General features: G+C 60.4%; 17 protein-coding genes. 8 read left to right on the top strand and 9 right to left on the bottom strand.

The genetic code is table 11. The features are described from left to right. Positions 1-93: 93 nt before the first annotated feature. The gene (gene murB / locus PPP56_RS12610) at positions 94-1,179 is read right to left on the bottom strand and encodes a UDP-N-acetylmuramate dehydrogenase (protein ID WP_353564407.1); all 1,086 of its coding nucleotides are present in this window, start codon (positions 1,177-1,179) and stop codon (positions 94-96) included. Between the two features lie 377 nt (positions 1,180-1,556). On the opposite strand from murB, the gene fsa reads away from it, so the two are divergent. The 4 genes from fsa (at position 1,557) to PPP56_RS12590 (ending at position 6,529) form a co-directional block, all read left to right on the top strand. Further along, complete coding sequence (gene fsa / locus PPP56_RS12605) at positions 1,557-2,225, top strand: fructose-6-phosphate aldolase (protein ID WP_353564406.1); 669 nt, start codon at positions 1,557-1,559, stop codon at positions 2,223-2,225. A gap of 96 nt (positions 2,226-2,321) precedes the next feature. After that, complete coding sequence (locus PPP56_RS12600; RefSeq protein WP_353564405.1) at positions 2,322-3,722, top strand: MBL fold metallo-hydrolase; 1,401 nt, start codon at positions 2,322-2,324, stop codon at positions 3,720-3,722. Between the two features lie 307 nt (positions 3,723-4,029). Next, complete coding sequence (locus tag PPP56_RS12595; RefSeq protein WP_353564404.1) at positions 4,030-5,076, top strand: glycosyltransferase family 4 protein; 1,047 nt, start codon at positions 4,030-4,032, stop codon at positions 5,074-5,076. After that, complete coding sequence (locus PPP56_RS12590; RefSeq protein ID WP_353564403.1) at positions 5,069-6,529, top strand: lipopolysaccharide biosynthesis protein; 1,461 nt, start codon at positions 5,069-5,071, stop codon at positions 6,527-6,529. The genes PPP56_RS12595 and PPP56_RS12590 overlap by 8 nt, the downstream gene beginning before the upstream one ends. 317 nt (positions 6,530-6,846) lie before the next feature. Here PPP56_RS12590 and PPP56_RS12585 read toward each other — a convergent pair whose 3' ends face one another. The 3 genes from PPP56_RS12585 to panC all read right to left on the bottom strand — a co-directional run bounded on the left by PPP56_RS12585 (position 6,847) and on the right by panC (position 9,261). Then, complete coding sequence (locus tag PPP56_RS12585; protein ID WP_353564402.1) at positions 6,847-7,704, bottom strand: 3-hydroxybutyryl-CoA dehydrogenase; 858 nt, start codon at positions 7,702-7,704, stop codon at positions 6,847-6,849. 247 nt (positions 7,705-7,951) lie between these two features. Then, positions 7,952-8,353 carry an aspartate 1-decarboxylase gene (gene panD, locus PPP56_RS12580; RefSeq protein ID WP_353564401.1) on the bottom strand — a complete coding sequence of 134 codons (402 nt, stop codon included), beginning with the start codon at positions 8,351-8,353 and terminating at the stop codon, positions 7,952-7,954. Between the two features lie 23 nt (positions 8,354-8,376). Beyond that, positions 8,377-9,261: a pantoate--beta-alanine ligase gene (gene panC, locus PPP56_RS12575; RefSeq protein WP_353564400.1), complete on the bottom strand. Its 885-nt coding sequence runs from the start codon at positions 9,259-9,261 to the stop codon at positions 8,377-8,379. Between the two features lie 319 nt (positions 9,262-9,580). Between panC and PPP56_RS12570 the strand changes: the two genes are divergently transcribed. Both PPP56_RS12570 and PPP56_RS12565 read left to right on the top strand, forming a co-directional pair. Next, positions 9,581-10,984, top strand: a complete 1,404-nt coding sequence (locus PPP56_RS12570) for a class II fumarate hydratase (RefSeq protein WP_353564399.1) — start codon at positions 9,581-9,583, stop codon at positions 10,982-10,984. 455 nt (positions 10,985-11,439) lie between these two features. Then, complete coding sequence (locus PPP56_RS12565) at positions 11,440-12,987, top strand: trypsin-like peptidase domain-containing protein (protein WP_353564398.1); 1,548 nt, start codon at positions 11,440-11,442, stop codon at positions 12,985-12,987. 498 nt (positions 12,988-13,485) lie between these two features. On the opposite strand, the gene PPP56_RS12560 is transcribed toward PPP56_RS12565, so the two are convergent. Together PPP56_RS12560 and hppD are read right to left on the bottom strand one after the other, a co-directional pair. Beyond that, entirely contained in the window at positions 13,486-14,700 is a 1,215-nt protein-coding gene (locus PPP56_RS12560; protein WP_353564397.1) for a homogentisate 1,2-dioxygenase, read from the bottom strand. A 60-nt stretch (positions 14,701-14,760) separates the two neighbouring features. Next, entirely contained in the window at positions 14,761-15,906 is a 1,146-nt protein-coding gene (hppD, locus tag PPP56_RS12555) for a 4-hydroxyphenylpyruvate dioxygenase (protein ID WP_353564396.1), read from the bottom strand. A gap of 500 nt (positions 15,907-16,406) precedes the next feature. Between hppD and PPP56_RS12550 the strand changes: the two genes are divergently transcribed. Both PPP56_RS12550 and PPP56_RS12545 read left to right on the top strand, forming a co-directional pair. After that, entirely contained in the window at positions 16,407-16,757 is a 351-nt protein-coding gene (locus PPP56_RS12550) for a 2Fe-2S iron-sulfur cluster-binding protein (protein WP_353564395.1), read from the top strand. A 155-nt stretch (positions 16,758-16,912) separates the two neighbouring features. Next, positions 16,913-17,518, top strand: a complete 606-nt coding sequence (locus tag PPP56_RS12545; RefSeq protein WP_353564394.1) for a pyridoxamine 5'-phosphate oxidase family protein — start codon at positions 16,913-16,915, stop codon at positions 17,516-17,518. A 49-nt stretch (positions 17,519-17,567) separates the two neighbouring features. On the opposite strand, the gene PPP56_RS12540 is transcribed toward PPP56_RS12545, so the two are convergent. The 3 genes from PPP56_RS12540 to PPP56_RS12530 form a co-directional block, all read right to left on the bottom strand. Continuing rightward, positions 17,568-18,563 carry an MDR family oxidoreductase gene (locus tag PPP56_RS12540; protein WP_353564393.1) on the bottom strand — a complete coding sequence of 332 codons (996 nt, stop codon included), beginning with the start codon at positions 18,561-18,563 and terminating at the stop codon, positions 17,568-17,570. A gap of 205 nt (positions 18,564-18,768) precedes the next feature. Next, entirely contained in the window at positions 18,769-20,025 is a 1,257-nt protein-coding gene (locus tag PPP56_RS12535; RefSeq protein WP_353564392.1) for an amidohydrolase family protein, read from the bottom strand. Further along, a complete protein-coding gene (locus tag PPP56_RS12530) occupies positions 20,018-21,325 on the bottom strand; it encodes an amidohydrolase family protein (RefSeq protein ID WP_353564391.1) in 1,308 nt (435 codons plus the stop codon). Before PPP56_RS12530 ends, PPP56_RS12535 begins: the two co-directional genes overlap by 8 nt. Positions 21,326-21,493: the final 168 nt, after the last annotated feature.

Here is a 21,493-nt window from a genome sequence, read left to right as displayed (position 1 = left end):
TGTGTATGCGTTACAGTGACGGCACGTGCGTATCAGCCAGAGCAGCTATGCCCGCCACCTGCTATACGTCCTCCTGTTATGCGCTCGTCTTTTTTACGACTCTGCGGCCATCTTCGCGCGCTCGGCGGCGGTCACAATGCCTTCGGGCTTGGGGACGCGATACGGAGCGCTGCTTGACGGCGAGGCGAACTGCCCAACGAAGGTGATTTCGGTGTCGAGATGGTAGCCCGTCTCTTCCTCAACGGTCTGCTGCACATGCGCGATCAGCGCGCACACGTCGGCGGCCGTGGCCCCGCCCCGGTTTACAAAGATGTTCGCGTGGCGATGCGTCACCTCTGCCATGCCGACGCGCACCCCTTTGAGCCCGCAACCGTCGATCAGGCGCCCAGCGCCAACGCCCTCGATCTTCTTGAAGATGGAACCGACGCTGGGCTCGGTGTCGAGCGGCGGGTGGCGCAGCGCGCGCCACTCCAGGTTCTCTTCCATGATGCGCCGCATCTGCTCGCGGCTGCCGGGCGCAAGCTGAAACGTCGCCGATAGCACAATGTCGTTGCGGTCGTGCAGAATGGAGTAGTCGTACCCGTAGTCGAAGTAGTCTACGCCCACGGTGCGGCGCTCCCCCTCCTCGGTCAGGATGTCGGCCGCATGCACCACCTCTTCAATGAACATAGTGCGCTCGCGCTCGGGCGCTGGCGACAGAAAGTGCAGGTTCTGCCAGAGCGCTCCTCCGACGGTCGAGGGGATGCCCACGTAGTGCTCCAGCCCCGACAGTCCGGCGTCGACCGCGGCATGGATGACGTCGGGGTACATGATGGCGCCGCTTCCGACGCGGAGCTGATGCGCATCGCGGTCGATCTGCAGCCCGTTGGCTGCGTTGCGGATGACGAGTCCACGCACGCCGTAATCGCCGATCACAAGATTTGCGCCCGTGCCCAGCACGTGGTGCGGCACGTCGAGGGTGCGCGCGATCTGGAGCGCGGTAGCGAGCTCATCGGCCGAGTGTACCTCCCAGAAAAGATCGGCGGGGCCCCCAATCTTGAAGGTGGTGTAGGGCGCAAGCGGTACGTTGCGCTGCAACGATGCCCCTGCGTGGGGACGCAAGGCCTCTACAGCGCGCTGCAGCAGAGCATCAGGGAGCGGGTCGGGGGCGTCGTGGTAGTCGGGCGGGAACGAACTCATCGAAGCGTGATCAGACCGGGAAGAGAGCGCAGGCGGTGCGCCTACGAGAGCGAACATCGTATGTACGAACAGGCCCACGCAGTTGTGCCGGAGCCGGCAGCGAGGCAGTAGCGCCTCGCATCCCCCTGGATGCTCCGCTTCAGATCGCTTTGCTTCAGATCGCTTTGCTTCGGATGCGTTCCTTCAGATGCGTTCCTTCGGATGCGTTCTTTCAAAGGCCCGAGCTGAACAAACCTCTGGGAATAATGCAGGTGGATGCGCCGATGACGAACTCTGGACGAACTCTGCATTGAAATGCTCATATTAGGGATGCTATGCATACACTGCATATTAACGATCATTCACGACCGTTTTCATCACGAACTGCTACCTGAGCCATGAAATTTTTTATTGACACCGCCAACCTCGAAGAGATCCGCGAGGCCAACGACCTGGGCGTGCTTGACGGCGTAACGACAAACCCGTCGCTCGTCAAGAAAGAGGGCAACATCGACTTTCACGAGCGGGTGCAGGAGATCTGCGACATCGTAGACGGCGACGTGTCGGCCGAGGTTACGGCGACAGACTTTGAGGGTATCATGACGGAGGCGCACGAGCTGGCGCAGCTGCACGAGAACGTGGTCGTGAAAGTGCCGCTTATCCGTGAGGGCATCAAAGCGATTCGGGCGCTCTCTGACGAAGGCATCCGGACGAACTGCACGCTCTGCTTCTCGCCGATGCAGGCGCTGCTGGCTGCCAAAGCAGGAGCCACGTACATCAGTCCGTTCATCGGGCGCATCGACGACATCTCGTCGAACGGGATGCAGCTGATCGAGGAGATCGTGCAGATCTACGCGAATTACGGCTTCCAGACCGAGATTCTGGCGGCATCGATTCGCCACCCGATGCACGTAAAAGAAGCCGCACTGGCCGGGGCCGACGTCGCTACGATTCCGTTCGGCACCATTCAGAAGCTGCTGGAGCATCCGCTGACCGACCGCGGCCTGCAGCGCTTCCTCGACGACTGGAACGCCTACCAGGAGGAGCTGGCCGCCGAAGTGGCGTAGCTGCTCGTTCTACTCGTTTCCATCCGTTTCCTGCTGCGCAGCCGTTGCGCGGCGCAGTGGGATTGTCTGCTTTTGTCGTACTGCACCTGATCTCTTATGGAATTTGTAGCGCTTGGCGATACCGATGACATCGCCGCGAGTTGTCATTACCTGGGCATTAACGGCACCGGGCTTCTGCTGGATGCGGGCGTAGACCCGCGCAAAGAAGGAAAGGAGTCGCTCCCCAACTTCGACCTGGTCCACAACGCCGCCGACCGGTTCGTGGATCATGCCTTTGTTACGCATGCGCACCACGACCACATGGGAGCCGTGCCGGTGCTCTACCGCGAGTTTCCGCACATCATGACCCACATGACCGATGCCACGCGTCGGCTGCTGGAGTTTCTGCTGCCGGCCTCGGCCCGCCTGCAGCGGCGCCGCGTGCGCGAAGGCAGCACCCAGGCCGACCCGCTCTTCACCGAAGACGAGGTTGATCCGCTCGGTCACCTCTACCTGACGCACGACCTGCAGAAGCCGTTCAAGGTAACGGGGCTGAAGGGGAATACAGAGATCACAGCGCGCTTCTACACTGCCGGGCACATCCTCGGCGGCGTAGGCGTGGAGCTAACGATCGGCGACGGAGACGATGCCAAACGCGTCTTCTACACCAGCGACACGAAGCTGACCGCGCAGTCGATCTTGCCCGGAGCCAACTACCCCGACACTGCAGACGTGCTGATTCTGGAGTCGACAGCCGGCAACGACCCCGAAGCAGCTGAGACGAGTCGCCCAGAGGAGCTTGAGAAGTTTACGGCGACGCTGCAGGAGACGCTGGAGCGCGGAGGAACGGCGCTCATTCCGGTGTTTGTGATGGGCCGCGCGCAGGAAACCCTCGCGGTGATCGACCGCCTGAAGCATGAGGGCAAGATCGACGACGATGTGCCGGTCTACACCGCCGGGTCGATGCGCGCCATTGCCGACCTCTACGACCAGACACGCACCTCTACGCCCCGGGTGGATTCGGACTTTCGGGTGTTTGGCGTAGATCAGAAGCGCCTGCCCCGGAGCGAGAAGCGAAAGGCGAAAGCGCTCGAAGGGCCGGCAATTCATGTGCTTAGCAGCGGCATGATGTTCGAGCCTACGCTGTCGAACCTGATCGGGCGCCGCCTGGTCGAAGACGAGAAGAACGCCATTCTGATGGTGGGCTACTCCAAAGAAGGCTCGCCGGCCGCCCGCCTGCTTGAGGCCGCGGAGCAGGGCAACGGCACCGAGGTGGTGCTAAACCCCGACCACGGCCCGCAGTCTGTACGCTGCACGGTCGATGACTTCCGGTTCTCGGGACACAGCAACCGCGACGAGCTGCTGGAGGTCGTAAAACGGATGGCCCCCCGCGAGGTCATCCTCGTGCATGGCGAACCCGATGCCCGCGCCTGGATGGCCGAGCACATCACCCAGATCGACGATACGATCACGGTGCACCAGCCCGAGGGCGGCGTGCCTGTTGAGCTGGACCTGTAAGGCGCTGCGTATGCCCCACAGCGAAGCCTCTGCCTGCTATGGCAGGGGCTTTTTGTGTTTGGGGGATGCGAACGGGCTTTCTTTTTACAGCAGTCGTTTACAGCAGTCGTTTACGGGAGTCGTGTGCCTCGGCTCCAGGGCGCCCCCGAGATCGTTCATACAGGTGAACACTCATCACAAATCAGATGGGTAGCGCATAAGCGGCTTGCGTTTAAGCGGTGCAAGATCGAAGTTGCAGAACGCTGCGTGGTACTTCTCGCATCACCCTGCAGCGCCCCACTGCTCTACTCATCTGTTTTCGAGCTCCATGAAGATTCTGGCCTGGCCGGCATATGCCAACACCACCGGCAACCCGTACAACCGGTTGCTTAGCGACGCGCTGGAAGCGCAGGGCGTGGACGTACACGAGTTTACGCCCGAGCGTGCCCTGAAAGGGCGCTACGACCTGTGGCATATGCACTGGCCCGATGACGTACTCAGCTACCCTTCCACCGCACGTGCTGCCGGAATGATGAGCGCCGTGCTGGCCCTGATGGCCTGGGCACGGATACGCGGCACCCGCATCGTGTGGACGGTCCACGACCTGGGCCCGCACGACAACTACCACCCGTTGCTGGAACGCATCTTCTGGAACGGCTTCATTCCGCAGGTAGATGGCTTCATCAGCCTCAGCGCTACGGGGCGCGAGATGGCACGGGCGCAGCACCCGATGCTCAATGAGACTCCCTCGAAGGTCGTGCCGCACGGCCACTACCGGGCGGCCTACCCGGACCCGATTCCCCGTGCTGAGGGGCGTGAGGCCCTCGGGTTAGAATCCGACATGCCCGTGATCTTGTACATCGGTCGCATCCGCCCGTACAAGAACGTAGGGCGGCTCATCCGTGCATTCAAAACGATGGATCGTCCGAAGGCGCGGCTTGTTGTCGCCGGTAACCCGGTCGATGGGTCGCTTCGCGAGTCGCTACAGTACGTGGCCGCCTCCGACCCGCGAGTGCGACTCGACCTGCGTTTCATTCCGCCCGATCTGGTTCCCACCTACATGGCCGCGACCGACTTGGTCGCCCTGCCCTACGACAACGTGCTGCACTCAGGCGCAGCGCTGCTGGCGCTCTCGTTTAACCGTCCGGTTATGGTGCCCGCCCGCGGCGCGATGCGCGAGCTGCAGGAGTACGTAGGCTCGCAGTGGGTGCATACGTTTGACGGACGCCTCCTGGCGTCGAAGCTCTCTGAAGGGCTTAACTGGGCGATGCACACGCCGCGCGACAGCGAGGCTCCGCTCGACCTGTTCGGCTGGGACGTGCTGGCTGAGCGCACCATCGACCTGTATCGTCAGGTGCTGCAGACGCGTGGATAGCTCGTGGTCGAACCTGCGCGACCGGGCGCTTCGGGGCGTGGCGTGGTCGGCTGTGCAGAATTGGGGGAGCCGCCTCATCACGTTTGTGGTGTTTGCGGTGCTGGCTCAGCTGCTCGATCCGGAGGCGTTTGGCGTGCTCGCGCTTGCGGGCACGTACATCGCCCTGCTGCGCGTGCTCGTGGACCAGGGGTTTGCTGCTGCAATCATCCAGCGCGATGAGCTGGAAGACGGGCATCTCGATACTGCGTTTGTAGTCAATCTGGTTGGCAGCGTGGTGCTCATGCTGGCGAGCTTGCCGCTGGCTGCCCCCATTGCCGCTCTCTTCGACACCCCGCTCCTGGCCCCCGTCATCCAGGCGCTGGCCCCGGCTTTTCTGCTCGCAGCGCTGGCTGGGGTGCAGCAGGCGCTCTTTGAACGGCGGATGCAGTACCGCGTGCTGGCTATCCGGGAGTTTGTGGCGAGCCTGGCCGGCGGTGTCGTTGGCGTAAGCATGGCTCTCTATGGCTGGGGCGTGTGGAGCCTGGTTGGATGGTTCCTCGCTGAGCGCACAGCTGCCGTCGTCGTGCTGTGGACAGCCAGTCCGTGGCGTCCCGGACGCACGATTACCCGACGCCACTTTGTAGATCTCTTCTCGTTTGGCATTCACCTCGTCGGCTCCAACCTGCTCGACTATGTGAACCGCCGGGCCGATAACCTCATCATCGGCTACGTGCTCGGGCCCACTGCACTCGGATTCTACGACGTAGCCTACAAGCTGTACACCGCCGGCGTCGACCTCGTTACGCAGACGGTGTCATCGGTCGCCTTTTCAGCGTTTTCGAAGCTTCAGCACCGCCGCGACCAGATGCGGGACGCCTTCTACAAGGGCACGCAGACCGCCAGCGTGGTGGCGTTTCCGGCGTTTCTGGGTGCCGCGGCGATCGCCCCATCGCTCATCGAGCTGGTGTTTGGTACGCAGTGGGTGCCCGAGAGCGCCCACGTCTTTCAGGTGCTCGCCTTGATTGGGACGCTGCACGCGCTCTTCTACTTCAATCCAGCGGTGCTTCTGGCATGCAATAAGCCGTCGTGGCGGCTTGCCCTGAATGCGATCAACGCAGTCGCCAATGTCGTTGCATATACGATCGCGGTGCAGTTCGGCATCGTCGCCGTAGCTGCAGCGTTCGTGATTCGTGGCTACGTACTGGCGCCCCTCGAACTGTGGATGCTCCGCCGCCTCATCAACGTTCGGATACGCACGTACCTGCGCAACATCGCCGCACCGGCCACAGCAGCTGTCGCCATGGCTACGGGACTCGTGGCGGCCCGCATGACTCTGCTGCCCGACCTCGCGATCGGCCTCTGGGTCACGCTGGCAATTGGTTCGGGCGCCCTTCTATACACAACGCTTGTGTGGGTGCTCGCCCCCTCCTTGCTCCGACGACTCTGGGCGCTCGCCGCTGAGCTGTGGCGCTGAACTGCGATACGTCCTGACTCCCTTTTTCATCTGGTTCGATCTACCGTTGGCCCAGCAATCCTGCTTTTCAGCTATTCGTTCATCTCCAAATCCTGAGGCCCGTATTGTAGCGTAACACCCGCAACAGCCGCAGTGCAGCAACTGGATGTGACATGGCGGCTTGTGTGGTTTATAAGCCATCTATCGCAACGCTTGGCACGGGGTCAACACAGACGGCAGCCTACACGTCCAAAAGCCCGGGGCCGTCAAGGAGACCGCCCCGGGCTCGGGGATCGTACAATTTTGGTACGGCAACAGGTGTGTTCTTGTAGGCCGTCTTAGCCGTCATAGGCGTAGAAGCCCTGCCCGGACTTACGTCCAAGGTGGCCGGCGGTCACTTTTTTGCGGAGCAGTGGGCACGGACGGTACTTGTCGTCACCGAGCTCGCGGTGTAGCACCTCCATGATTCCCAGACACACGTCGAGCCCGATGAAGTCCGCCAGCGTGAGGGGGCCCATCGGGTGGTTCATGCCGAGCTTCATAACGGTGTCGATGTCTTCTTCGTCGGCCACGCCCTCCATCAGACAGAACACGGCTTCGTTGATCATCGGCATCAGCACGCGATTGGAGACAAACCCGGGGGCGTCGTTTACTTCGACTGGGGTTTTGCCGAGGTCTTCGGCAAGCGCCTGCACCGCGTCGTGCGTGCCGTTGCTTGTTTCAAGACCGCGTACGACCTCCACCAGCTTCATGATAGGCACCGGGTTGAAGAAGTGCATGCCGATGACCTGCTCGGGGCGACTGGTCTGTGCGGCCAGCCATGTGATAGAGATCGACGAGGTGTTCGACGCCAGAATCGCATGGTCAGGCGCAGCCTCATCAAGCGTTTCAAAGATGGGCCCCTTTACCTCCGTCGTCTCCGTCACAGCTTCGATAACGAGATCGACATCAGCGACGCCCTGGGCGAGGTCGGTATGCGTGCTGACGCGGTTGAGCGTAGCCTCACGCTCAGCTGCAGTGATGCGCTCCTTCTTGACCTGGCGCGCGAGATTTTCCGCAATGGTGTCGGTCCCGTTGCGGAGAGCATCTTCACTTACATCGATAAGCGTAACGTCGAGGCCGTTTAGAGCAAGCACGTGGGCGATACCATTTCCCATGGTACCAGCGCCAACAACAGCGGTGGTAGAAAAAGACATAGCGTCGATTGGTTGGAAGCGGTTTCAGCGAATGTGCTTCCAACGTAGGAAACGGGCGTCCTTGAATCCACCAAAGAATGCGCGAAAGTAGCGGTTAGAGACGTGCACACAGAAACCTGTATCCTGCAGATTGCCCCTGCGGCGCCCTGTAGCATCTGCTGCACGTGTCGTGGGTGGGGATACGTTTCACCGCCTGATGCCGTGAGCTGACATCGCAGGTTGATGCCATCGCCTAACAGACAGGCTGTTATGCAATTAGCATATCGTCGCGCACGGTACCCGGCTGCTCGGCTTCGAGCTGTTCTTTCGGGTCGTTGTTTTCGTCGACGAGGACCACGTTGGGGGCAAACGACTCGGCCTCCTGCGGAGTCATTTCAGCGTAAGAGATCACGATCACCTGGTCGCCCTTGGCCGCGAGCCGCGCAGCCGGACCGTTCAGGCACACGGTACGCGATCCAGGTTCATCGGCGATGGTATATGTTTCAAGACGGGCGCCGTTATTAACGTTTACGACCTGGACTTTCTCATGCGGCAGAATCCCCGCCGCATCCAGCAGCTCCCTATCGATTGTAATGGAGCCCTCATAATACAGGTCAGCTTCGGTAACACGAAGCCGGTGCAGCTTCGCCTTGAACATCGTGATGGTCATCAGAAAGAAAGCAGTCAGTCAGCTTACAACGAAGAGGGGACGCGTATAAAAGCGTTGTCAATGAGCCGTGTATCGCCAAAGAACACGGCAGCAGCGATTAGTACATCGTCGTTTGGGTGCAACTGGGTTTTAGGTTGAAGCGTTTCCGCATCAACGACAGACGTGTACTGGATGCGTGCATGCTCTGCTGCAGAGAGCGGTTTTCGCATCGCTCGAACCACAGCATCTACCTGCTGTTCCCCATCTTCAATCGCCTGCACCCCGGCCTGGATCGCCGCGTAGACGCACGACGCCTCCGCGCGCTCGGCCTCGCTAAGGTACGCGTTGCGCGAGGAGCATGCGAGTCCATCAGATTCACGCACTGTGGGTATGCCTACCACGTCGACATCGAACCGCAGGGCACGCACCAGATGCTTCAGGATGACGAGCTGCTGGGCATCCTTCTGCCCAAATATTGCTATATCGGGTTTGCTCGCGTTAAGCAGTTTGGTTACGACCGTTACGACGCCTTCGAAATGCCCCGGACGGTACCTGCCACAAAGGTGGTCGTTCAGCGTGTGCACATCGACCGATATATAAGGGTCGTCGGTGGTCGACGCTCCGAACGGATACATGGCTTCAACCGTCGGCGCAAAAATCGCTTCCACCCCGTCATACGATTCAAGGGCCTCGCGGTCTGCTTGCAGCGTACGTGGGTATGCCTCGTAGTCTTCGTCGGGCGCGAACTGCGTGGGATTCACAAAAATGGACACGACCACCGTATCCGCCTGCTCCTGTGCCTCTTCGACCAGCGCCAGGTGTCCTTGATGGAGCGCTCCCATGGTAGGCACGAGCGCGACCGTACGCCCATCTCTATGCTGCGCGTCAGACCACGCCTGCATAGCAGACACGTCGGTGATAACATTCATGAAGAACCAGAGCTTACAAGGAAAGAGATAGGTGGGTGGGGCCCCGGCTGTACCGGGCGTTGTAATCTAATGGACGCAAGCCTGACGCGCAACACCTGGCATCAACGCCTCAGTTCGGGCACGTACTGCCGATTGCTCTACCCATTGTACTCCTCCTTGCACTCTCCCTTGCACTGCATTTAGCCGCGTGGTACCGCTTCGATAAATGACCAAATCTTTCTTTTGGATGCGAGCAGCACCGCATGCTATCGGCTATCTTTTGCCGTACAGCTATTCACTCTCGTTTGCTCGTTCTACTTCCACATTCTCCATATACGTCATGGCTGATGATTTTCGCACCGAACACGACTCGCTGGGTCCCGTTGAGGTGCCGTCGAATGCGCTTTATGGCGCTCAGACGCAGCGCGCCCGCGACAACTTTCCTGTTAGCGATCTCCGCTTTCCGCGTGCCTTTATTCGCGCGCTGGGCATCGTCAAGGTCGCTGCCGCCCGTGCTAACAACGAGTTGGAGCTGCTTGACGACGATAAGGCTGCTGCCATTGAGCAGGCCGGCCACGACGTCATTGCGGGCCTGCTCGACGACGAGTTTGTGCTTGACATCTTCCAGACCGGAAGCGGCACATCAACCAACATGAACGCCAACGAGGTCATTGCCAACCAGGCCTCCGAGATGCTTGGCGCCGAACGAGGCAGCAAGGCCGTTCACCCGAACGACGACGTAAACATGTCGCAGTCGTCGAACGACGTGATTCCTACCACGATGCACGTGGCCGCTCGCACGGCTCTACTCGACGAGCTTGTGCCGGCCCTCGCTAAGCTGCACAGCGCCCTGCTCGACCGGGCCGAGGCGTTCGACGACGTGCTCAAGAGCGGCCGCACGCACCTGATGGATGCTACGCCGATTCGGCTTGGCCAGGAGTTCGGGGGATACGCCGCGCAGGTGCAGAAATGCATCGCGCGCGTGCAGCAAGGAGCCGATGAGCTTACCGAGGTGGCGCTGGGCGGCACCGCTACCGGGTCGGGGCTCAACCGGCACACCGAATTTCCCGAGCGCGCCATTGCTCATATTAGCGGACTGGCCGGGGTCCCGTTCGAAGAGACAAGCAACCACTTTGCTGAACAGGCCAGCAAAGACGCCTATGTGCAGGCGCACAGCGCCCTGAACACCACGGCCACGGCTCTGCTCAAGATCGCCAACGACCTACGGCTTCTGTCGAGCGGCCCAACCAGCGGCATTGCTGAGATCACACTGCCAACGATTCAGCCAGGCTCGTCGATCATGCCGGGCAAGGTCAACCCCGTGCAGAGCGAGCAGGTTATGATGGCTGCGTCTCGCGTGATGGGTAACCACACCACCATCACGGTGGGCGGGCAGCACGGCAACTTCGAGCTAAACGTGATGATGCCGGTTATGGCCCATGCGATGCTTGAGAGCATCTCCATCCTCACTGGAAGCGTCACCGCCTTTACGGAGAAGTGCGTAACAGGCATCGAAGCCAACCGCGCGCGCTGCCAGGAGCTACTTGAGCTCAATCCATCCATTGCCACCGCCCTGAACAGCGCCATCGGCTACGACAAAGCCTCTGAAGTCGCAAAGAAAGCGGTTAAAGAGGGCAAAACCGTGCGTACGGTGGTACAGGAGATGGACTTGCTGAGCGAAGAAGAGCTCAATGACTACCTGGATATCCGTGCGATGACCGAGCCCGGCGTGCCTGGTGAGTAGCAAGCGCAGTCCAGCACATACCCAGTCCAGCACATACCATAGCACATAATAGCTAATGGCGTAGACAGAGCCGGGAATCGCGCGCGACCATACGCGCTGCATGTCCCGAAGCACAACCGCTTGGGTATGTACGCTTAGCGCGTACTGTCTCCCCCCACATCGTGCCGATGCCGGGCCCCGCGCCCTGTGTCGGCACGGCACGTTTGGGCTACCATGCGTAGACAAAAGCCACGAACAGGCTGTGCTTACCTCCAAACGTGATAAGCGCCAAACGATTACATGTGTGTACGCATCTATACGAAACCATGGCTTCACACGTTGTTTTCCATGTGGTGCAGATGTTCTTCTTGCCCCCTCACGTACGTATAACCCACACACGTATAGATTGGCAGGCCGTACATATGCATCCGTTGTAACTGACAGAGTTGTTTTCATGTACCAATTCCGAGCCATTCATGAGTGCTAAAGGAAAAGCATCGGTAGCTGTCCTCCTGGCGGCTGTATTCATCGCCGGCGTGCTCTTTACGACCGCCGGAGCCAACCTCTTTGGTCTGGGCGACAGCGTAGGCACCGAGAGCCGGGCCTCAGGCCCAGGCGGCACAACCGCGATCAGCAATAGCGATGGATTCGAGCGCGCTATCTCGCTAGAGCAGGCGTTCATGGATGTTGCTGAGTCGGTGAATCCCGCTGTGGTGCAGATCCGCGCCGCGCGCGTGCAAGAGCGCCGCAGCCCCTTTCAAGGCACCCCTTTTGAGGACTTCTTCGGGCGCCCTCCCGGCAGCGGTGACGGGCAGCAATTTCGCCAGCAAGGGCTTGGCTCGGGCGTCGTTGCACGCGCCGACGGGCATATCATCACGAACAATCATGTCGTAGAGGGAGCCGACGAACTCCGTGTACGCCTATTTAATGGCGAAGTGTATGATGCCGAGATCGTAGGCACCGACGACTTCAGCGATCTTGCTGTAATCAAGATTGATGCCGACAACCTGCGCGAGATAAGCTTTGGCGACTCCGAAGACATTCGTCCTGGCCAGTGGGTTATGGCCTTTGGTTCGCCTCTGAACGAGCGGCTCAGCAACTCCGTTACGGCAGGCATCGTGAGTGCCAAGGGCCGCCTTCAGCCTTCCGGCCAGCAAGACTACGGGGTGCAGAACTTCATCCAGACCGATGCTTCTATCAATCCCGGTAACTCAGGCGGACCGCTTGTAAACCTTGAAGGACGTCTTGTGGGCATCAATACGGCCATTGCAACGCGCACCGGGCAGTTTCAAGGAATTGGCTTTGCCATCCCCTCAAATACAGTGCAGCGCGTTACCGACCAGCTTATCGAGCGAGGCAGCGTGCAGCGCGCCCGTCTTGGCGTGCAGTACATGGGCGCCAGCCAGTCGCTCATTCGCAGCGAAAACCTCCCACGGGGTACCGCACAGGTTAGCGAGGTCATGGACGGCACCGCCGCCGACGAAGCAGGGCTCGAAGCCGGCGACCTCATCACAGCTATTGACGGTCAGGAGCTCGATGACGCGCTGCAGATCAGTAACATTATCGGGGCCAAACAGCCTGGCGACACCGTTGAGTTGACGATTAACCGCGATGGCGAAACAATGACCATGGAGGTGGTGCTTGGTGGGTTTGACGACGACGAAGCCGTCGCCGATGCTGCCCCCTCAGACTCCGATAGTCCGGGCGACTCATCAGCCGAAATGCTGCAGGAGGAGCTTGGGCTTTCGCTCTCAACCGTGCCCGAAAGCGATCTCGAACAGCTCGGACTCGACCTCGACGGCGCTGTCCTGATCGAGCGCGTAGACGTGCGCAACCCGGCTGTGCGCGACGCCGGTCTTCAGCCCCGCCAGCTCATCGTGCAGGCCGCCGGGCAGCCGACTCCTTCGGTTGAGGCCTTTGCAGAGGTTTACGCTTCCGTCGAGGAGGGCCAGAGCTTTCGCCTCCGCATCATGGACGGTCAGGGTACGATGTTCGTTACAGCTATCCAGAAGCCCACTTCATAGCGGCGGCACGACGTAGCATGGCTCTGCTCGGGTGCTCGGGGTGCATGCCATGCGTAGCTTAGTATCACTAACGCTGCTACCCAACGAAAAAAGCCCGGAGGCCTTTTATAGCCTCCGGGCTTTCTTATGCAGATACAGATGAGCAGCGCTCCTGCCCTGCTGTCTGCAAATTGGGGTAGTGGATAAACGCTAAATGATAGGGTGATCAAGCACCGCAGTTTTGTCTTGCTTGAACCCCCTCTCCCTTATTCCGCTTCGCTCCATCAGTCGCCCTGCGGGCTTGTGTCGGGTTTCTCCCCCTTGGCCAAGGGGGAGATGTCCACAGGATCACGCCTGCGGCGAAGCTTGAAGACAGAGGGGGTTTGAGCGGGTTGCGATGATGTAAACCACATGTCAATCGCTTAACATCTTCCCGCTACCCAAATTTGGATCTACACGACTTGGATCTACACGACTTGGATCTACACGACTTGGATCTGCGACCCTGGGGCTTCGGCTCTACGGCTGCGCAGGCTCCTCTGTGCGGGCTTGCCCATCCCCGCCCGCGTGCAGCTCTGGCTTCCACGAGTCCATGTAGCCGGTGTCTTCCAGATCAAGCGCGGCCTGCGTAAGCTTAAGCGGACGGAACGTGTCGACCATCACGGCCAGTTCTTCGGTTCCCTCTTTGCCGATCGAAGCCTCGGTAGAGCCCGGATGCGGCCCGTGCGGAATGCCCCCCGGATGCAGCGAAAACGATGCGCGCGAAATGCCTTTCCGGCTCATGAAGTCGCCTTCTGCATAGAACAGCACCTCGTCTGAGTCGATGTTCGAGTGGTTGTACGGCGCCGGAATAGACTTCGGGTGGTAGTCGAACAGGCGCGGCACGAACGAGCAGACCACGAAGTTGCGCGCCTCAAACATCTGGTGCACCGGCGGCGGCTGATGGATGCGGCCCGTAATCGGCTCGAAGTCGTGAATGGAGATCGCATACGGATACATGTAGCCATCCCACCCAACCACGTCGAACGGATGGTAGCGCATCCAGTAGGAGTGGATCTTCCCGTGCTTCTTGATGCGCAGCTCGAACGGCCCCTCCTCGTCGATCACGTTAAGCTCGGTAGGCGGACGCACGTCGCGCTCGTGAAACGGACTGCGCTCTAAGAGCTGCCCAAACTCGTTCATGTACTTGCTCGGAAACTGCACGCCCGAGTTTGACTCGATCACCAGCAGGCGCGGCTGCACATCGTTCTCGAACGACCAGCGGTGCGCCAACGTGCGTGGCACATGCACGTAATCGCCATCCGTGAAGTCCACATTGCCGAGCGGCGTTTCGAGCGTACCCGCGCCTTCGTGCACGTAGACCAGCTCGTCGGCAGCTGCGTTGCGGTAGAAGTACCCTTCCATGGCGTCGGTCGGGCGGCAGAGCGCCAGCTGCACATCCTGATTGCCCATAATGTACGTACGCCCCGAAAGCCAGTCGCCCCCGGGCTCCATGTTGAACCCCTCAATGTGGCGATGCTTCAGCGCGTCGTCATCGGCGTAGGTAATGCCATACTCAACCGGGTCATCAACCTTCTCCACCAGCGTAGGCGGGTGGATGTGGTAGGCGATCGATGAGATGCCGCTAAACCCCTCAGCACCAATCACCTCTTCGGTGTAGAGCTCTCCATCGGGACGGCGAAACTGGACGTGGCGCTTGTCGGGCACCTCGCCCATGCGAGTGTAGTGGGGCATGATGATCTGGGGTCTTGGATTGGATGATTTCGGATTCGGAGAATAATGCTACTAACGAGGCTACAGGTTACCGCGACGATCCTGTTCGCGTTCAATCGCTTCAAAGAGCGCCTTAAAGTTGCCTTCGCCAAAGGTACGTGCGCCCTTGCGCTGAATGATCTCGTAAAAGACCGTAGGGCGGTCTTGCACCGGCTTCGTGAAGATCTGAAGCAGGTACCCTTCCGGGTCGCGATCGACCAGAATGTCAAGCTTCTGCAGTTGATCAATCTGCTCGTCAATATCGCCTACGCGATCGCGCAGCACGTCCTTATCGTAGTAGTTGTCCGGAATGTCAAGAAACTGCACGCCACGTCTGCGCAGCTCCGCCACCGTGCTGATAATGTCGTCGGTCGCCATCGCCACATGCTGCACACCCGGCCCGTTGTAGAACTCCAGATACTCCTCGATCTGGCTCTTCTTCTTCCCATCAGCCGGCTCGTTGATCGGGAATTTGATACGCTCATTGCCGTTGGCCATCACCTTCGACATCAGCGCGGAGTACTCCGTCGAGATGTCTTTGTCGGTGAACTGCAGCATGTTGTAAAAGCCCATCGTGTCGGCGTAGTACTGCACGTACTTGTCCATGTCGCCGCGGCGCACGTTCCCTACGCAGTGGTCCACGTACTTCAGGCCAACCGGACCCGGGTGCTGCCAGTCGGGGTTCTCCCAGCGCTCAAAGCCGGGCAGAAAGAGGCCGTCGTACGCATCCCGCTCAATAAACGAGTGGATCGTGTCGCCGTAGGTACCGATGGCCGCATGCACAACCGCGCCCTCGTCGTCCGACAGTTCGTGAGGCTCTTGCACCGGCACCGCGCCGCGTGCGGTTGCCTCCTCGAACGCTTTGGTTGCATCGTCGACCCAGAGGGCAATGTCGCGCACGCCGTCGCCGTGCTTGTGCACGTGCTGCGCGATCATCGAATCGGGGCGCATAGCCGTAGTGAGCACAAAGCGGATTTTGTTCTGCTGGAGCAGATAGCTGGCCGCCTCGCGATGACCGGTTTCGGGGCCGCGATACCCGACGATGTCAAAGCCAAACAGATACGCGTAGTGGAACGCCGCTTGCCGGGCGTTGCCTACGTAAAACTCGACATAGTCGGTGCCCTGAATCGGCAGAAAGTCTTCGGGCTCTGTAGCAGCAGGGGCCGCTTCGGTAGAAGGATCAGGCATACCAGGCTAAACGGTTGATGATGAGAAGATACGAGAGGGTGAAAGCGCTTCCATTCTGTGTTCAGGTGTAACACAAGGCTGTGCGTCTTCGGGGGTAGTGTACTGAGCCATGCAAGGCTACGTTCCTGTTACAGAGCATGCCCGCCAGCGCACCAATCCACACCGCGTGCCTGTCTTCAAGAAGTGCAAGACAATAGGTACAGGACAGCAGGTCCAAGACAATAGGTGGCTCTGAGGGATACGAAGCCGGCGTGCCTCCACGGCCAATGCGTCACCATCTCGCCCCGTCTACTGCCTGCCCGCTGGCCCAATATCGCGCAGGCGAAGGCTCCCGTCGCTACTGAACCCAATGTGGATGCGAGTTCGTAGCGCTCTTTCCTCACCGGCTGCGTGCAGCACGTGTTATGCTCGCGTAATGACGTGTTACCGGAGAAACGTCTGACTTGAAGGGCGATGTGTGTATTGCAAACGCCTTTACTTTGAATAGCGCTAATTCAACTATGGGTACTCCATCCAGCACACAAGAAACCTCGACAGACACATCTGATGGTCACAACAAAGAGACCTCTCATACCGTGTCGGTCTACGACGGCGACACTTGGCATACATTCGAGGCCGAGCACGGACGCACGCTCCGTGAGGTTCTCTGGGAGCACGACGTGTCACCACATGGTCAGCTGACAAGCCATCTCAACTGCGGCGGACAGGGGCACTGTGCGGCCTGCACCGTTGAAGTACAAGAGGGCGATGACGATCCTGACCAGTGGCTCGACGCGTTCCTGAGTTCACAGGACATGGGTCGCCTCTCGTGCCAGATTGACGTGACGCAAGACATGACCGTTCGCGTGTAGCTACGTGCACAGCACCGAAGCCAGGCTCACATTGGCCGAAAGCTCATGACGTCCCGGTAGCCGCAGTCGCTACCTGTTGGCCGCCGGCCCACGCCCGAATATCTGGGCCCCACGTCGCCACTCGCCTACTTTCTTCATAGTAAGATTCAAGCCCCATGATGCCTTGGACTGATCTTGACGACGTACTCAATATGGTCTGGAAGCAGATTGAAGCCGGAGCGGTTGACCCAGACCACCCATTTCGAACGCCAACGTTTGGCACTGCCGGACACAACCAGCCTCAGCTCCGAACCGTCGTGCTTCGCACGGCGCAACGGCGCACCCGAGCCCTTTCGTTCCACTCGGACCGGCGTGCAGAAAAGGTCGAAGAGGTGCGTGCCAACGAGCGGGTCGCCTGGCACGCCTGGGCTCCCGAAGCCACACTGCAGGTCCGTTTGCGAGGCCGTGCCACCGTCCACACCGACGACGGCGTTGCCGACGAGATGTGGGCGGCTGAGCCCCCAGACAGTCTGGGGCATTACCTGAAAGAGGATCCGCCCGCAACCTTAATAGAGCAGCCCGTGGATGAGTTGCCCGAGGCATTCCACAAAGGCACCTTAACGGAGGACGATGTAGCCCCTGCTCGATCAAACTTTGCAGTGATTCGAACCATCATCGACGAGATCGACGCCCTCAATCTTGAACCAGGCAACTACCAACGTGCCCTGTTTGAGTGGGATACAGCTGAAAACGCATTCATCGGCAGCTGGCGCGTTCCTTAATCTCACCTTTACAGCATCGCGGAGGGGGCTACTTCTTACATACTGCGCGTTACCCGCCTTGCACGTCCACCACGATGCGCCCACGCGAGGCGCCGTCGAGCACTTCGTGGACGGCCTCGGGCACGTCGCCGAGGTTCACGACCTCGTACGTCATGCGCTCCAGCAGCTCATCGGTGAGCAGCGCGTCGAGGCGCGCCCATGCGGCGCGGCGGCGATCGTTCGGACACGTGTTCGAATCGATGCCCAGTAGGTTTACGCCACGCAGAATAAAAGGAAGCACCGTCGTATGCAGCTCGTGTCCGCCTGCGTTTCCAAATGAAGCCACGCTCGCATGCCGCTTCAGCTGCGCGATGAGTGTAGCCAGCGTGTCGCCTCCAACGGCGTCGACGGCCCCAGCCCACTGCCCGGACTCCATCGGACGCGCTGGCCCCCCGCTAAACGCGTCTCGGTGCACGATGCGGCCGGCTCCGAGGGTCTTGAGGTAGGCGTGCGCATTTTCGCTTCCCGTTGAGGCGACGGCTTCGTATCCCGCCTGAGCCAGTAGTGCAACGGCCATGCTCCCGGCTCCGCCCGACGCGCCTGTCACGGCCACCTCGCCGCTCTCGGGCGTAAGTCCATGGTCTTCGAGCGCCATCACCGAAAGCATAGCGGTGAACCCGGCGGTGCCAATTACCATGGACTGCTGCGGGGAGAGGCCTTCAGGAAGCGCAACAAGCTGATCGGCCCGTACACGCACCTCTTCGGTATAGCCGCCCCACACGTTCTCACCAAGGCCCCACCCGGTGCCCACCACGCGGTCGCCGGCCTCCCACCGGTCGCCCGTGCTGGAGAGCACCTCTCCCACCAGATCAATGCCGGGCGCAATGGGAAAGTCACCCCGGATGATCGGTGCCCGGTTCGACACAGCCAGCGCGTCTTTGTAGTTGATGCTCGAATACAAGACCCGCACATGCGTGTCCCCGGGCGGCAAGTCGCCTTCTGAGCATTCGTCGAGCCGGGGGGTTACCCCGTCGTCGGTGTCGTGAAGCAGCAGAGCACGAAACATAGTTGGCTAAGTCGGTAGGTGCGTGGAATCGTTGAGCAGATGCATTCCAGTCCGGTGCGTTCCAGTCCGGTGCTTTTCGGGCGTATGCACGTGTAGGGCGCGCCGCTGGGGCACGCCCTACATGGCAGCGTATACATGGCAGCGCATACAATACATACAGAAAGTATCCGCGTAGATGCCCGTCTGAGCGGCGTTCGTATTGGAGTTACGGGCAGCCGTCTTCTTTGACCACGTTGCCTTCGATGATCACGGTGCAGGCATTGGTTACGTACTCAAACGGATCGCCGTTGTAGAGAACCACATCGCCGTGCTTTCCGGATTCGAGCGTGCCAATGATGTCGCCCTGCCCGATGAGCTCAGCCGCTGTACGCGTAATGCTCGCAAACGCGGCATCACGGGGCAGCCCGTTTGCTGCAGCGATGGCTGCCTCGAAGAGCACGACCCGTGTCTTCGGCACGTAAGCCTCGTATCCGCTCTGAATCGCAACAGGGATGCCTGCCTCGTGGAGCTGTGCGGCGGTCGTAAGCTGCGCATTCTCAGCCGCTCCAAACGGACGGATCATGGGCGGATGCAGCACGACGGGGACACCGGCTGACGCGATCTCATCGATAACGAGATAGGCCTCGGCAGCTCCTTCGAGCACGAGGTCGAGCCCGAACTCCTCAGCAATGCGTATCGCTGTGAGGATGTCGTGGCTGCGGTGCGCCTGAATGAAGACCGGCACCTCACCATCGAGCGCACGGCCCAGTGTCTCCATGCCTATATTGCGTCCGCGCTCCTCCTCATCCTGCGCATGAAAGCGCTCTGCCTGCAGCAGCATATCGCGAAGCATGGCAGCCCCTTTAGCACGGGTACCCGGTGAGCTGAACTGCTGCGAGGCAGCCGGCCCGAGCGTCATGGCAAGCGCCGAGAACGACTCCAGCGCAGCCGCGTCGGCGGTGGCGCCGGTTGTCTTGAACGTACCCATCTGCCCGCTGATGAGCGCACCCGGACCGTGCCCGGTGTGTACGGTGGTGATGCCCTGGTCGCGCACAAACTCGACCAGCTCCTCCTTCGCGTTATAGGCGTCGATAGCGCGAAGCTCAGGCTGCATCGGAGCCGACGTGTCGAGATGGTCTTGGTCGGCTTCCACGTTGTAGATGCCGCTCAGCCCTACGGTGCCCCGAGGATCGACCAGGCCCGGCAGGGCAACGGTGCCCTCATAGACCGTAGCTCCCTCAGGAATCGTGACTGCGTCGGCCGGGCCTACATCCGTGATGGTGCGGCCTTCGATGAGCACGACGCCATCCACGATCGGGTCGCCGTTCATGGTGTAGACGGTATCAGCGCGCACGGCGACCTGGGCCGACAGCGGTGCCGCAACTGTCATCCACGCAAGGAGCCCCACGAGAAGCGCAGCTGCGCCACGCATCCCCCAGAACGTGAAGTCGTTCAATGCGGTGTTGCAAGGTAGGTTACTCATGGATGTTGTGGACATGGTTCATGGTGCCATCGAAGATGCGGTAGCCGCCCGTAAAGTAGGCGTCGTCGTCGGGGTCGGAGCGGTCGAAGACGCGTGTGCCTTCGATCCACGTCTCATTGACGCGGGTGTAGACGCTCAGTGGGTCGCCCGAGAGCAGGATGAAGTCAGCATCTTTGCCAGACTCCAACGAGCCGATGCGGTCTTCGAGTCTCAACTGGCGGGCGCCTGCCAGTGTAACAGACTCAAGCGCCGCGGCACGGTCCATGCCAGCACGTACGCCGATAGCAGGCGAGCGCAGGAAAAGCCGCGAGTCGGTAATCGGGTCGTCGGTATGGTACGACACATCTACGCCCGCCTCGCTGAGCACGCGTCCGTTTTTGAAGTAGAGCTTAGCCGCTTCGTGCTTACCGCCTGGCGAGTCGAGCGTGATAATTGAAGCCGGCACCCCGGCTTCGGCGATTTCGTCGGCTACGCGCCATCCTTCACTAACGTGATGCAGGACGACCTCGAACCCAAATTCTTCCTGCAGGCGCAGGATCGTGATGATGTCGTCGTGACGATGCGTGTGGAAGTGCACAATCCGGTCGCCGTTGAGCACCTCAACAAGGGCTTCCATGCGCAGGTCGCGGTCGGGGGAATCGCCCGCATCAAGCTGCTCACGGTAGGCTTCAGCCTCCAGAAACAGCTCACGAGCCTGCGCCGCAGCTTTGGCACGTGTGCCGGGAAAGGGCGCTGCACTGCGCTGCGGATTCGTACCGTTGGCCATCTTCATGCCGCCACAGATCTCCGGGGCGTCGTCATAGCAGAGAAGCAGGTCATCGATGATGCGGCCGTCGCGCAGTTTGAGGTGGGTCGTCTGCCCGCTCATCAGGTGGCCTGAACCCGACATCACGTTCACCGTCGTGATGCCGCCTGCCCGCGCTCGCATGATGCCCGAGTTCCGCACGTCGATCCCATCAATGGTACGCACGTCCGGGTGGAGCGCGTCAGAGCCGTCTCCGCCCGACACGCCGCCGATGTGCGAGTGCGTGTCGATAAGTCCGGGCATGATAACCTGGCCCGACGCGTCGATCTCGACCGCATCCGCCGGTATATCTACCGTGCCTGTCGGTCCAACCCCAACGATCTCGCCCTGGTGGATGACGAGATCGCCTTCATCGATGGGTTCGCTGCTAATTGGGTACAGCGTAGCTCCTTGAAATACGTGCGGCTGATCCTGCGCGTGCAGCGTGTCGACGGCCATCCAGCCCAGGATGCCGACCGCTACAAGCAGCGCCAGCCCTATCCTCTTGTATTGCATATGTCTGTGGGGTCTGCTAAAAATGGGGGGATGCGCGCGTCTGGCTTTACCTGCGCACGTGTTCACGTCTTAGAGCCTGTTTGGGTTTTGGTTTGTAGGCGAGAGCGAGCAGCAATGCGGCGAAAATTGGACCTCGATGGAGGTTCGTAGCTGGGGCTACGGGCCGAC

Origin of the sequence: Longimonas sp., assembly GCF_040409695.1 — a bacterium.
Classification (GTDB): domain Bacteria; phylum Bacteroidota; class Rhodothermia; order Rhodothermales; family Salinibacteraceae; genus Longimonas.
This window is presented reverse-complemented; position numbering and strand designations above follow the sequence as displayed.

Coding starts and splice junctions, on each gene's coding strand:
- PPP56_RS12545 (WP_353564394.1), top strand. CDS start 16,913: ATGATGCCTTGGACTGATCTTGACGACGTACTCAATATGGTCTGGAAG.
- fsa (WP_353564406.1), top strand. CDS start 1,557: ATGAAATTTTTTATTGACACCGCCAACCTCGAAGAGATCCGCGAGGCC.
- hppD (WP_353564396.1), bottom strand. CDS start 15,906: ATGCCTGATCCTTCTACCGAAGCGGCCCCTGCTGCTACAGAGCCCGAA.
- panD (WP_353564401.1), bottom strand. CDS start 8,353: ATGACCATCACGATGTTCAAGGCGAAGCTGCACCGGCTTCGTGTTACC.
- PPP56_RS12550 (WP_353564395.1), top strand. CDS start 16,407: ATGGGTACTCCATCCAGCACACAAGAAACCTCGACAGACACATCTGAT.
- PPP56_RS12595 (WP_353564404.1), top strand. CDS start 4,030: ATGAAGATTCTGGCCTGGCCGGCATATGCCAACACCACCGGCAACCCG.
- PPP56_RS12585 (WP_353564402.1), bottom strand. CDS start 7,704: ATGTCTTTTTCTACCACCGCTGTTGTTGGCGCTGGTACCATGGGAAAT.
- murB (WP_353564407.1), bottom strand. CDS start 1,179: ATGAGTTCGTTCCCGCCCGACTACCACGACGCCCCCGACCCGCTCCCT.
- PPP56_RS12560 (WP_353564397.1), bottom strand. CDS start 14,700: ATGCCCCACTACACTCGCATGGGCGAGGTGCCCGACAAGCGCCACGTC.
- PPP56_RS12540 (WP_353564393.1), bottom strand. CDS start 18,563: ATGTTTCGTGCTCTGCTGCTTCACGACACCGACGACGGGGTAACCCCC.
- PPP56_RS12570 (WP_353564399.1), top strand. CDS start 9,581: ATGGCTGATGATTTTCGCACCGAACACGACTCGCTGGGTCCCGTTGAG.
- panC (WP_353564400.1), bottom strand. CDS start 9,261: ATGAATGTTATCACCGACGTGTCTGCTATGCAGGCGTGGTCTGACGCG.
- PPP56_RS12535 (WP_353564392.1), bottom strand. CDS start 20,025: ATGAGTAACCTACCTTGCAACACCGCATTGAACGACTTCACGTTCTGG.
- PPP56_RS12530 (WP_353564391.1), bottom strand. CDS start 21,325: ATGCAATACAAGAGGATAGGGCTGGCGCTGCTTGTAGCGGTCGGCATC.
- PPP56_RS12565 (WP_353564398.1), top strand. CDS start 11,440: ATGAGTGCTAAAGGAAAAGCATCGGTAGCTGTCCTCCTGGCGGCTGTA.
- PPP56_RS12600 (WP_353564405.1), top strand. CDS start 2,322: ATGGAATTTGTAGCGCTTGGCGATACCGATGACATCGCCGCGAGTTGT.